At 41.4% G+C, this 12,714-nt stretch carries 14 protein-coding genes; 4 read left to right on the top strand and 10 right to left on the bottom strand.

Annotated features, from left to right (window positions below):
* Positions 1-591: HEAT repeat domain-containing protein (locus F6K52_RS21855; RefSeq protein ID WP_293082543.1), on the top strand; the 591-nt coding region annotated here is incomplete at its 5' end.
* Between the two features lie 46 nt (positions 592-637).
* On the opposite strand, the gene F6K52_RS21850 is transcribed toward F6K52_RS21855, so the two are convergent.
* From F6K52_RS21850 to F6K52_RS21820, 7 genes are all read right to left on the bottom strand, one after another.
* Positions 638-1,345 (bottom strand): hypothetical protein, encoded by a 708-nt coding sequence (locus tag F6K52_RS21850; protein ID WP_293082539.1) that lies wholly within the window; start codon positions 1,343-1,345, stop codon positions 638-640.
* 113 nt (positions 1,346-1,458) lie between these two features.
* Positions 1,459-2,037 carry a DUF6174 domain-containing protein gene (locus F6K52_RS21845; RefSeq protein WP_293082536.1) on the bottom strand — a complete coding sequence of 193 codons (579 nt, stop codon included), beginning with the start codon at positions 2,035-2,037 and terminating at the stop codon, positions 1,459-1,461.
* A gap of 32 nt (positions 2,038-2,069) precedes the next feature.
* Positions 2,070-2,774, bottom strand: coding sequence for an RloB family protein (locus tag F6K52_RS21840; RefSeq protein WP_293082534.1), 705 nt, complete (start codon positions 2,772-2,774; stop codon positions 2,070-2,072).
* A gap of 2 nt (positions 2,775-2,776) precedes the next feature.
* Positions 2,777-4,114, bottom strand: coding sequence for an ATP-binding protein (locus F6K52_RS21835; RefSeq protein ID WP_293082531.1), 1,338 nt, complete (start codon positions 4,112-4,114; stop codon positions 2,777-2,779).
* A gap of 396 nt (positions 4,115-4,510) precedes the next feature.
* Entirely contained in the window at positions 4,511-5,221 is a 711-nt protein-coding gene (locus tag F6K52_RS21830; protein WP_293082528.1) for a hypothetical protein, read from the bottom strand.
* 121 nt (positions 5,222-5,342) lie between these two features.
* Positions 5,343-5,789, bottom strand: a complete 447-nt coding sequence (locus tag F6K52_RS21825; protein ID WP_293082525.1) for a DUF488 domain-containing protein — start codon at positions 5,787-5,789, stop codon at positions 5,343-5,345.
* Between the two features lie 44 nt (positions 5,790-5,833).
* On the bottom strand, positions 5,834-6,508 hold the full coding sequence (locus F6K52_RS21820; protein ID WP_293082523.1) for a DUF488 domain-containing protein: 675 nt from the start codon (positions 6,506-6,508) through the stop codon (positions 5,834-5,836).
* 405 nt (positions 6,509-6,913) lie between these two features.
* On the opposite strand from F6K52_RS21820, the gene F6K52_RS21815 reads away from it, so the two are divergent.
* Positions 6,914-7,321, top strand: coding sequence for a GNAT family N-acetyltransferase (locus F6K52_RS21815; protein ID WP_293082520.1), 408 nt, complete (start codon positions 6,914-6,916; stop codon positions 7,319-7,321).
* Here the strand turns inward: F6K52_RS21815 and F6K52_RS21810 are convergent.
* Both F6K52_RS21810 and F6K52_RS21805 read right to left on the bottom strand, forming a co-directional pair.
* Entirely contained in the window at positions 7,290-7,472 is a 183-nt protein-coding gene (locus F6K52_RS21810) for a hypothetical protein (protein WP_293082517.1), read from the bottom strand. The two genes, F6K52_RS21815 and F6K52_RS21810, sit on opposite strands and share 32 nt — an antisense overlap.
* 113 nt (positions 7,473-7,585) lie before the next feature.
* Entirely contained in the window at positions 7,586-8,650 is a 1,065-nt protein-coding gene (locus F6K52_RS21805; protein WP_293082514.1) for a TIGR00341 family protein, read from the bottom strand.
* A gap of 282 nt (positions 8,651-8,932) precedes the next feature.
* Here F6K52_RS21805 and F6K52_RS21800 point away from each other — a divergent pair, with 282 nt between their 5' ends.
* Positions 8,933-9,178 (top strand): AI-2E family transporter, encoded by a 246-nt coding sequence (locus F6K52_RS21800; RefSeq protein WP_364419016.1) that lies wholly within the window; start codon positions 8,933-8,935, stop codon positions 9,176-9,178.
* A 313-nt stretch (positions 9,179-9,491) separates the two neighbouring features.
* Here the strand turns inward: F6K52_RS21800 and F6K52_RS21795 are convergent, their stop codons facing one another.
* Positions 9,492-10,454 (bottom strand): peptidoglycan-binding protein, encoded by a 963-nt coding sequence (locus F6K52_RS21795; RefSeq protein WP_293082510.1) that lies wholly within the window; start codon positions 10,452-10,454, stop codon positions 9,492-9,494.
* Positions 10,455-11,109: 655 nt separating this feature from the next.
* On the opposite strand from F6K52_RS21795, the gene F6K52_RS21790 reads away from it, so the two are divergent.
* Positions 11,110-12,504 (top strand): serine hydrolase, encoded by a 1,395-nt coding sequence (locus F6K52_RS21790; protein WP_293082506.1) that lies wholly within the window; start codon positions 11,110-11,112, stop codon positions 12,502-12,504.
* Positions 12,505-12,714 lie beyond the last annotated feature (210 nt).

The following is a 12,714-nucleotide window of genomic DNA, read 5'->3' as shown; positions in this document are numbered from 1 at the left end:
TTTGAGGATAATCACTCTGATGTGCGTATAACGGCAGCTAGAGCCTTGGTTGAATTGGGCAACAGCTCAGAAACCTTAGTCAACACCCTCCTAGCACTGCTTGAGGATAATCACTCTGATGTGCGTATAACGGCAGCTAGAGCCTTGGTTGAATTGGGCAACAGCTCAGAAACCTTAGTCAACACCCTCCTAGCACTGCTTGAGGATAATCACTCTGATGTTCGTATAACGGCAGCTAGAGCCTTGGGCAATTTAGGCAACAGCTCAGAAACCTTAGTCAGCACCCTCCTAGCACTGCTTCAGGATCATGATCTTGTTGTGCGTGGGGAGGCAGCCGATGCCTTGGGCAATTTAGGCAACAGCTCAGAAACTTTAGTCAGCACCCTCCTAGCACTGCTTCAGGATCACGATTCTGAGATGCGTGGGAGGGTAGTCTATGCCTTGGGCAAATTGGGCAAAACATCCAATGATATTATCCCTACTGTGACTAAATGGATTGAACAACACCAGGATTCAGACTATGTGGGTAGAGGTATTGATGTGCTGTGGGATTTGGTTGTAGATGGGGAGCAGGGAGCAGGGAGCAGGTAAAGAGAGGGTTTGGCGCGGCTTCGCCGATCGCATTCCAAATCCCATCTCATCTAGAAATAGACCGACTATTACAATAGTTCCGGTAGCCTCTAATATAATCGTTAACCATATCAATCGCTTCAGGGCGCATGTTGCGTTGACGGGGAAAGTCCTTTAATACCGAAAAAACATTCTGGTAAACCGCACACCAATTCCCAATCCCTGCCCGTAATGACTCTTGTGCCCGAACCAGGCTACGGATGAAAGCAATAGAGAAATCCTCAGGATCTTTCACAACTGCTGCATCTAATAATAATAGAGCATTAGCTCCCTGAACTTGCCCCAGACTACTGCTTGATCTAGAGCGATTGGCTGCTGCAACAGCACTCTCCAAAGTCGGGTCATCCATCGCTAGTAAATACCCTAGCGCTAGTGCTTCGGCTGCCGTCAACATCTCAAGGGTAATGGCTGATGGCTGCTGACTACGGCTGCGAGCAATATACTCAAGATACTGATTAGCCCTCTGGCTTGGCTCAACAGAAAACCCAAGTTGGTTGATAATCGCTGCTCGCACATCATGGGTAATATTAGGATTGCTTAGGTTTTGGAAAACCTTATCATCAAGTCCATAAACCGAGGCATATGTAATCATATCAACATCTTTATATGCCTTAGCAAAAGGAGTACTAGTTAAGGGGCTATCCGCCAAGGCTACTGGAGCAGCAGTAACTATACAACCTACCACAATAGGTGTTAGTAATGGTGTAATTTTCATTAGTTATTTATAATTTATTGATAGAGTTTGTAGGGTGGGCAAAAACCGTTGATTTATTTGGATTATTCTAGATTATATTACTTTGCCCACCCTACTTTAATTCTTTGCCCACCTTACTTTAATTGTTCCACATTATCAATAGTCAAAGTTCTTTCATCATCCGCTACCTGTTCCCTGAAGTCCATATCGATTTTAGTTGGATAACCTAAATTAGCGTCGTAGGTAACATCAAGCTTATAGTAATCCTTATCAATAGCCTTTTGCACAACATCGAATAGCTTCGAGACCGAATCATAGGTATTAAAAAATTTCCGATTAACTGGTTTGCCGCTATCAGCAGCAACAATGGAAGTTGTTTCACCATTACGGATTTCTACCACTACTGGCTTAGTGACTTCACCAATACAATAGCAAGATACCTGTAATGTATACCGGTAGTTATCTAGCTCTTGAGTTTCCCAACGTTCCTGGTTTTGTTCCAATAGCTGCTCAGGGGAAGGATCACTAGCACAAGCGGAAAGTGGCAGAATCATCACCAGTAAGCCTAACCAACAATAGCGATAGAGTCTGGAGTGTAGCGTCATAGTATTCCAGTCACCAAGTAGAGCGACCAATGATAAGTCGGGATGGTTGACGAATCTGCTAGTGATTTTGTTGCCATTCTCGGTATGGGGGCGGAGGCGAAAACTCACTGACTCTCGTTATCTGACCCTTGATGCTCTAGTCAGATCAAGGCTTTCTGGTCTTGTAGGTATTTAACCAGCTGATGTACTTTTGTTGATGGGTTAGCACAATCAATATTTTGCGTCTGTTGTTGCTCCGTCTGTTGTTCTTCCAAATGATATTTCTCCAAACGTTGAGCATTAGCTATTGCTTGATCGAGTCTAGGTTCTAATACACTGTACATATCCCTAGCTTTATTATAATCCTTAATACCATCCTTTTTGAGTTCAGAATTTAGTTGATAAATTACGTCTTTACATTTGTCAAAAGATTTAGCAGTGTATTTGTAATGTAGCAGAAACCAAAACTCAAAACATGGTATTGATGGGATAGCGATAATACCGTAGCTTTTAGCTTGTTCCAGGGCTTTTTTATATTCGGTAGGTTTATCCCCATCAAATACACAGTATATTTTATCATAGGTTACTTCTCTTCCTTTTTGCTTTTGCTGCTTGTTGCGCAAGCGCCACTTATTAGCTGTTTCCACGATCACCAGAGGATCCCCACCCTTACCGGGAACCACTTCTACTGTTGTTGTCTTGAGTTTTAAGGATGTCTTGAAGGATTTAAAGTAGTTGTATTCTGTTTCTTCACCTTCAACTACGATTAGAATATATTGTTTCGCTAGTTCAACATTTGGACTACGTCCGAACTGAGCCTTAGATTTGCCTCGGTTACGAGAATTACGAGCACGCTTCTTGGACATCCTCAACTATCCAGCCCACTAACAAAGGGCATCGCTCCATATCGACCTTTTAGGTAGCCTTTCTGTAGGGATTCATCCTCACGAATTTTAAAATCTAGTAACGAATAGAGCTTAGTGCTATTGTTACTATTTTTCTGCATCAACCATACCTGGTCTTGATTAAATATCTCTCGATCTAGGAAAGTCGTATCGTGGGTAGTAACAATCAATTGAGCATTATTTTGATTAGCTGCTTTGTCATTAAATTCCTTGATTAAATAGGTTGATATATCTGAATTCAAGCTGCGGTCTATTTCATCAATAATTAAAATTTCTCCATTATCTAAAGCATCTATCCAATATCCTCCCATCTCAAATAATCGTTGGGTACCATCTGATTCATCCTCTAAGTCAAAGGTTATTGTTTCCTCAGATTCATTCATTTTATATAGTGCAAAAACCTTAAGAGAAACTTTGATTGATGCTGAGTCTGATTCTGATGATTCATTATTACTATTCATAAGGGCATTATTTTCAACAAAATTATTTTTTTCTTTGATTAAATTATAAATAGATGGAGGTAATGTTGAATAAACTTCAAATTTTTTAACCGTTTTACTGTCAAACTCAATAGTTAATATACCGATATCAGCTCCCTTTATTAACTTAACGACTTTGTTCCTAAATTTTTTGTCTTCGTAACATTTTAAAGCAGTAAAATTAGATAGATTTTGAAACCTGGCTGGAATTAACTTTAACTTAGAGCTAAACCAGATAAATATCTTTCCTAACTGATCATGGTTATTTTGGGCGGCATGAGATAGAAATAAAGAATTGGGGCGAACAAAACCCTTAATACGTTCCTTCTCGCCTTTCAGCCTTGGTCCAAAATACCAATCATACTCCTGTTTTTCTGAATGATAGTTACGCTCAAACCAAGTTTGAGGACGTCCTTTGGGATACGCGATTAGCCACTCTTCGTACACCCGCTCTTGGTCTAAGGAAAATCCGTATTGGTAGCGAATATTATCCTGAATGAAAATAATTTCAAAACAGCTCGGCTTGTTCTGGCAGTCAGCATTTAACCGAAATGGTTCGATATTCCATCTACTGCCAAGCTGCATGCCAGTGGCTGACTCTAGCACAATCTGACGCATAGTCTGGATTGCACGCACCAGATTGCTCTTCCCCGAAGCATTAGGACCGTAGACCACAGCGCTGGTGAGTAGGCGCAGTGACTTGACATTAGGCATGGGGAAACTATTGCTATTCCGCCCACTTTTTTTATTAGATGCCACCATGCTCAAGGTCTGGCGCTCTCGAAATGAGCGATAATTTTCTACGCTGAATTCAACTAGCATTACTAGGGTCTCCCATGCTTACTTAGGGATTATCCATTAATTTTGGTCAATGGTAAACCATGCTAAAGGAATGATTTAGTTGATTATAGGAAGCCAGTTAGTAGAATGCGATCGCCTTTGGCGCAGCAAAGCTGATCGCATCTCTTCCTAGTAATACCAATTAAACCAAATATTGGTTTACCTTAATCTCCTATATCACTGCCTTACATTACCAGTTTATCACCTTATCACCTGATTCCCGTATCCTCTGTAGCAAAAATAAATCAAACTATTATTATTGCTAGGCAAATGTATCCATGATGGACTAACATTAATCCAGCTTGTAGGGTGGGCAAAAACTGTTGGATTATTCGGAATACTCTAAATTAGATTACTTTGCCCACCCTACTTTAATTCCTAAAAAGGTAGCTCATCATCCATTCCGAGTCTAAGTTTATTTCCTGATTTGTCAGGTAATTCAATAACACCCGCTATCAACTTCCAACAAGGGTCACCATCCTTTTTCCAATCATCAGGTCGCCAAGGCATGCTGAGACTAACCGTAACCAAACACTGATTTTGTGGTCGATACCCTAACTCTAAATACCTCACAAATACCGGGTCAGTAATCGTAGCAGTCAATTCTTGTCCAAAATCTGTTACCAATGAACCTTCCCATTTTTCTACACCCTCACGTCTGATACCAATAGGTTGAACCAAGAATTCCACAGCTTTCACCAGTTGGAGTGTACAGCGTTGCTCTACCGGTAATGACTGCAAGAAATTCACGGTTACATAGCGCTCATTATTATGGAGAATGTATTTTTCCCTGCTACAAAACTTATTCAGATATCCAGGGGGAACTTGTCCTACTCGTCGCCATTGTCCTGGTAATACCAAAAGATTTTCACACTCAAAGCCAAAGTCTGGTCCAGTTTTAGCCAAAGGAATATCTAAAATATCCAGTAACGTTGGTTCCCTTCCCGCAATTTGACGCATTGGTTTCGGAATGCGACCATCGGGTAAATCAGATACAGGACGAATCCATTGACATTTCAGAGAATTAATTCCAGCGATACATCTCTCGCCACGCTTCCAGGAGTTAGCCAAGCAAATAATCTGAGTCATGCTGCTATCTAATCCCAAGTAAGGTTAGTTTAGACTACTGACCTAGATCGCCAAATCCGGTTTAGTTATGCAACGACTTTGATATTTTTTTATGGTCTTAGCAAAGGGGATTTGGGATAAATCATAGGTGAACTATCTTTATAGTTCCCAATTTTTGACTCAGATATTCTGCTACTAAACGGCGATGACAGTTATGGGGAGTAGGTTCACTACACAGCAAACAGCTACCATCTAATAAATCTGGTGATACCGTCTTTTCGATTTCACGCTCTGTAATTAATTCTAAGAACTGGTTTTCGTAGGTTTCCCAATCACCATTATTTTTTTTATAGGTATTTAGGATATCCTTAGTCGGAGCCAATTCTAGACGATGTATATAGTCAATATTCCCAATTTGCTGCAAAAAGTATTCAAAATCTTTGTTTTTGGTGAAACCAGCTAATTGAGATTTATTATTGAGTCTCGTATCGATAACTCGCCTTACTCCAGCATTAATCAGAAGCTCAAAGAACTGTTGAGCACTCTTTTTAGTAAACCCAATTGTAAATAAATTAATAGTTTTATTCATATCTATTACTTATGAGGTAGAATTATTTTTTTTATCCCTACTCCCTACTCCCTATTCCCTATTCCCTTTGCTAGATAAGCAATAGTATCCCCTTGCCTATGATAAACTTCCTTAAGTCTATCCTCGCGAGAGCAATTGTCCCAGTTATCCATAGATGTAGGATCATCAAATAGGGAAAGTTGCTTCGGTTGTTTAATTTGGGAATCATTTAACCCATGAGAGCTGAGCAGCCTTTCTTCTAAATCTTGATGAGACTCTAAGCTCCCATCATTGAGAATATGATTAATCTCTAACCCGGATTTCACCAAATGTTGGCAGACTAAAATTGTCCGATGACAAGTGATCGGGTCTTTTTCAGCACACATCAAAGCAATTTGGTACGTTTCAGCCCCTTGAATTACCCGTTTAAGACCCGCTGAAAACAGGTCAGTGGCCGCAATTTTTTCATATAAGGCTTTACCACCAACATAACAACTGAGATCAGCCGGTCTTGCTCCCAACTCCTTACCCAGAAATACATAGCGAATTCCTGCCGACAATAGTTCAGCCTTGAGGGGGGCTTGACTAAAATGAGGTAAGTAACGGCTGTAAGGATGCGATCGCACATCAGCCACCGCTGTAATTTCGTGCTGCTTCAGTAAAGCAATAAAATCCTCAATACTAAGATTAGAATGACCAATAGTGAATAATTTTCCAGTATTACTGATTGTACTAATCATTTACAAAAACCTCCCTTATAGCGTTTATTGCAGTTATGAGGTACGCTCTTCAACCTCAAAGTCCCCCGAGCGAGCAATCCCTCGCTCGGGGGATTTAGGGGGATCAATTTGTACCTTATGGGATATATAATTTATATATATCAAGTCCGGTTGAATACCCATAATATAAGTGTATCGAAGGCAGAGGGGATAAGGCAGCTATGCTGAAGCAATGGAGTAAGGTATAAATAAAAAAGCTGAAGCAGCAGGGTTATCCTTTAAAGTCGTGCCGCGAATAACAAAGTTGTATTATCCCCTGGGCGGCTTCTAGTATTTTATGTAGGATTAAAGGGAGTGTTACTTGAAAAGGAATCCTCCACTGTGTTGATCATTAGACACTATAAAGATAGTGACTTAAATGATGTCATGTCTTCATGGGAAAATGCATCAAAGATAGCTCATCCATTTTTAACAGAAGAATTTTTAGAACTAGAACGTTACAACATTCCGAATGTGTATTTACCCAATGCTGATACCTGGGTAGCTGAGAATAACGGACAAGTCATTGGTTTTATAGCTCTAATTGGTTCGGAAGTTGGAGCAATATTTGTACAGCCATGTTTTCAGGGCGCGGGAGTAGGCTGGGCACTCATGAATAAAGCCCAAGAACTCCATGGCAATCTTGAAGTCGAAGTATTCAAGGACAATCCGATTGGTCGTAAGTTTTATTCAAGTTATGGCTTTCAGTATTTAGAACAAAAGCATCACGAGCCAACGGGAAAACAAGTACTTCGCTTGAAGTTTACGAAAGAGGAACCTTTGGCACAGCATTGAACTTAGGTACACAATATTTTTTACCACTTCTCGGCTGCATCTCATTGTCTTGATGCAGTCGCTCATGGGGGAAACCCCCAAGACCGCGCTGCATCGCTTTTGCTGTTTGACACTGGTGGGTGGAATGAGCATCTGTCCGTGGAATGGGCATCTTGCCCGTTTCCTGCCGCAACTAATGATAAGGTAAGCATGATAGCTGACAGCTGACAGCTGACAGCTGTTCGCGTAGCGTGCGCGTAGCGCATATGCTTACTCAAATTACAGTTAATTAGCTTTAAGCTTAGGGGATTCCACTGGTATAAATGGAGTAACGTCAACTTTCACTTTAAACGGTTTACCTAGCTTAATTTCAACCGCATCTTCAAACTCCTTCACCTGTTCTGGTGTAATCAGTTCTATTGAACGCATAGCAATTTCGATCTCAGGAGGATTCTTTGTCCGATCGATATTCCAATCAGAAACTTCTCTAACACCTTCTTTGTTAAACAATGAACTGTTAATCAATTCCTGAACTGGCTCTTCAACTCTTCCTTGCTCAAGCACGTCCCAAAAGGTAAGTCCTAGGGGCACCACTAACACAGCAATCAGCACTAAAGAGACTCCCCAATTTAAAGACCGGCTCAGTTCAGTGCTCTGAGCATAACCGCTAAAGATATAAACGATCATACAAGCTAGGTTAATCCCAATCAGGTTAGTAATATAAAGGAGAAATGCGCCCTGACTCAAAGTCCATTCTCCCTGGGATAGGGTTAACCCAACTACACAAAGGGGAGGCATTAGGGCTACTGCAATTGCTGTCCCTGGTACCGCATCTTCTAAAGACGGGCGAATTTTAGAGAAACCACTAATTCCCCCAGCCACGATCGCAACCAGTAAATCAATTAGATTGGGTTTAGTTCTAGCTAAAACTTGGGCTCCAAATTCAGGGAATCCGATAACTGTACCAACCAACCAAGAACAACTTATACCAAGTAGGGTGCCTACAGCAATAGAAACAAAACTACGCCGTAATAGTTCCCAATCTCCTTCCAAAGTAGCAAAGGACAATCCTCTTAAGGGCAACATCAGAGGAGCAATAATCATCGCTCCAATAATCACTGCAGCACTGTTGAGCACTAGTCCAAAGGTGGCAATTAAACAAGAGCTAATGATTAAGACTAAGAAATTGAGGGTAAGTTCGGATTCTTCAAACAAAGAATTCCTTACCATCATAATTGGAATTGCCTTTAAGCCAAAGTTCCTGACAAGATTCAAGGTTTTGGAGACTCTAGTTTTAGTCTTTTGAGTCTTTTGATTCTTTTGAGCCTTTTGATTCTTTTGGTCTTCCATAGATAATAAAGGATGCTCCCGACTATTGAGCTAATCTTTTACCAACATCTATTGACAATTAAGCCTAAGTAAGGTATAATATATAACTTCACAATCTGACTGGTAGATCAGATAATCATTAGATAACCTTACTGCTCCTAGCAGTCACTGCTATTACGTCAGCCGATTGTCAATGAATTCTATTGTTTCACCAATTAAACAGTTACTGATCACTGGGCTACTAATCTTAATAACTCGATCAGTCAAATCCTGTTAGGCTTGTTTATCACAGCTACCCTATGAATGCGTAGTGCTATATTCGTGGTATCCCTAGGACTACAGCAGATCAAAGACAACTTCATTGCTCCGAGAGTTCTCCGTAACTTGACCGGTTTATCCCCAGTGATTATCTTTGTCTATTTGCTATTGGGAGTTAAACTGGGAGGATTGTTGGGGGTAATTCTCGCAATTCCCCTCACAGGTATCGTGAAAAGTCTATTGGAAATTATTAGGGAATCGGGAACAGGGAATTTAGAATTTAGAATTTAGAATCGGGAATCGGGAATCGGGAATCGGGAATCGGGAATCGGGAATCGGGAACAGGGAACAGGGAATAGTGAACAGTTTATAGTCAATTTAAAATGGAAAATTGATAACCATTAACCTGAATAGCAAGTGATTAACCGGATTCAATATTATCTCTCTTCTGTCATTCTAGGCAGAAGAGAGATAATAAGTTCACAAATATAGCAATCGAAGTAAAAATTAACACATATTTCTGTTCCCTGTTCCCTATTCCCTATTCCCTGTTCCCTTTAAAGCGAAATACTATGTCGTCAACTATACTTCTCTTGCTATAACTTCACAATCCCAGAGCCGAGCGAGTTGTAGCTCCAACGATTCCATCTACTGTTAAATCTTTTAGCTTCTGGAATTCCTTAACCGCTTCCTCAGTAGCGGGACCAAAAACGCCATCTACCTCCACAGTAATAGTTGCTTTAACTAAAGCTTCCTGAAGTTGGCGAACATCCTCACCTTCGAGATAGGGTTGAGTCAGGCTGAGTCTTCTGTCTGGAAGAGATTCGTTAGTTTTTCCAAAGCCAACTATAGGGGCTTGATTCAGTCGCGCGTCAGTATTTGGTCCGTAAATCCCATCTTCAGCAATGGGTTTGTCCGGATTATATTGGTTCCAGAGTCGCTGAAACGCTTTAACTGCAACAGGACGAATGTTTCGTGTACCTCTGCCAATATAGTCAAAGTGAGGCCTATCCGTAGGTCCAAACCACCTCCAACCCTCTCGCTCTAGATAGGGTCTCCAGCCTTGCTCGTCATTAATATCTATGGCTAAACCACTCTGGTGATTACTTCTACCAGGAGGGGCAACCACACCAATACCACAGCGTCTAACTTTACCATGATTGAATAGCATTAGTTGCTGAGCAATAGTTCGGTAACCAGAATTGACCGAAAGGGTGCGACCACGAGCCTTAATTGCCCGTGCCAAGGACTGCTTAGCTACTGCCTGAAGGAAAGGGTGAACTGCTGGACCATTAGCCACATCTAGGTCGGCAAAACTGACCAAGCTATTGGGTGCGATGCTATTCATTTCATCAATCAGCTGCTGGTCTAGTCCCCGCAGGATAGAAGTAGAGCAGCCAGGAGCCTGTCGAACAGTAGTTAATCGATTATTTGCGATCGCTTGTGTCTGGATCAGGGTTTGAGGCTGATTATCTATTAGGTTAATTTGGTGACAATCTTCACAAAAATCTGCTTGTTCTGTGTGTTCTGATTCAAGATTGCTTTCGAGATTGCTATAGTCTTTCATAACTATAAATTTAGGATATATACCTAACTCAAGGGTTTACTCTAGTTGCTTTCCCTGAAATCTTGCACCACTGTCACTAGCCGTAGGTTCGGCAATATTAATCAACGTTATCCCTAGCTTAAGCTTAGACTGAAATAATTGCCCACCCTAACTATTCAGGTGCAAGAAGATTTCAGTGCTATTTTGATTATGAGCAATACAATAATCCTTTGACAGTACCCTTGAGGGTACTTTTTTGGGACTCGTTAGTGATTAAATTTGATATAATTAAAGATTGTGCCAGATGTGTTGAACAGGCAAAAGGGAATAGGACAGAAGTAGTTTTCGAGATGTAACGGTTTGTGTCTAGGTTAAGTATAATCCTGAATCGTGATTATTCACTAATGACTAATTAATACAGCAGACCCGGTGGTGCGTTACGGGCAGGAACCTCACCCATGGATTTTTTGTTAGAAGATTTTGAGACTATTCCGAGGGAGTTATTGGCTCGATTATGTTTGAAGGAGGAGAGAAAAAACAATTAATAATTAAGAATTAATTCACAAGAGTTCTAATGTTAATTAATATTCATATAAAAGGTACCCTGAAGGGTACTACCAAGCCAGATTTTTCTCTAATAAGATACAAATGTATCGATTGAAATCAGTAATGAAACATGTCAGAAGTCGAACTTCTAGAACAAGACCTTGAAAGATCACATGTGGAAGAAACGACGATGAAACTTGCTGCTCACCAAATGTCTGGTATTTCCGCCGAAATTGATGCCTATCTCAAAGCCCACCATGAAATTGGGTGGTTCTCAGGGGCGGTTATCGTACTCAAGGCAGGTAAAACTTTGTTGGCCAAGGGGTATGGCATGGCTAGCCTAGAGTACCAGCTACCCAATACCCCCCAAACTAGATTTCGGTTGGGGTCGGTGACAAAGCAGTTTACTGCTGCTGCGATTCTACAACTCCAGGATCTGGGGTTGGTTGATGTACACGCTCCTGTTTCTACCTACTTGCCAGATTATCCCCATGGGAATCGCATCACCTTGCATCACCTGCTAACCCATACGGCGGGCATTCCTAACTATACTAGTTTTCGGGATAAAACCCAATGGATAGCTTTACCGACGACCCTTGAGGAGTTGATTGCCCGCTTCCAAGACCTCCCCTTGGAATTTGAGCCGGGAAAAGAGTTTCGCTACAGCAATTCAGGCTATGTTCTGCTGACCCAGGTGATTGAAACCGTATCGGGTCAGTCCTATGGCGATTATCTAAAGGAGCATTTGCTCCAGCCTTTGGGGATGGAGAACACAGGTTACGAGTATCCTTTGGCGGTGATTGATGGCTTGGCAAATGGTTATCAGTTCACTGATGACGGCTATTTTAAGGCAAGGTATATTAATATGTCTGTGCCACAGGGATCCGGAGGACTATATTCCACGGTGGAGGATCTGGCTCGATGGAATCAGTTTTTGTTTGACCATGGGGTGGGAGATGAAACGATCTTAAGGGATAAGGCGATCGCTACTATGACCTCTCCCTTAGTACCGAGCAATCTTGACGAAGCTCCCCATCTGTTCTATGGCTATGGATTGGAAATAAACAAACAGCCCAAGCATCAGCGCATTGGTCATGGTGGGACAATTAATGGCTTTGTGACTAATCTGGAATACTACCCAGACCAGGATGTGAGTGTTGCTGTGCTCAGTAATGTACAAACCGCCAATATAGAGCAAATTTCCCAGGATTTGGCAGCAATTGTGTTTGGAGAACCCTACTTCAAAGCCAAAGTTTCTGAGGTAGATCCGTCTGTATACGAGGGCTATATTGGAACTTATCAGGTTGCTCCTGAGTTCCAGGTAACTGTAACCACCCAAGCCAATCAATTGCGGATTCAGGGAACAGGGCAGTCTATCTTTAACCTTTATCCTACCTCCGAAACTGAGTTTTTTACATGGGTCATTGATTTGCGAGTTGTCTTTAACCAAGGCTCAGACGGCACGGTGGAAAGCGTGACGCTGCTGCAAAACGGGCAGGAAACCGTTGCTCCTAGGGTAGATTGAGAGTGAAGAGTTTTAAAGATTGCTTTCTGGGTGATTCTTTTGACCCCAATTAAGGGCTTTATTAAGGATTTCTGTAGTTGCTAAAGTTTGAGATTTTCCAAGAAAGCGATCGCACCATTACAAACTGCCGCGATCGCTTTCTTATTTGTCATATATTCAGATTAGACTATCGATGACGTTTGTTCTTAATATATTTCCCTTAAAAATCTT

Source organism: Moorena sp. SIO3H5 (genome assembly GCF_010692395.1).
Taxonomy (GTDB): domain Bacteria; phylum Cyanobacteriota; class Cyanobacteriia; order Cyanobacteriales; family Coleofasciculaceae; genus Moorena.
The sequence above is the reverse complement of the archived record's forward strand: the minus strand, read 5'-3'. Positions and strand labels throughout refer to the sequence as shown.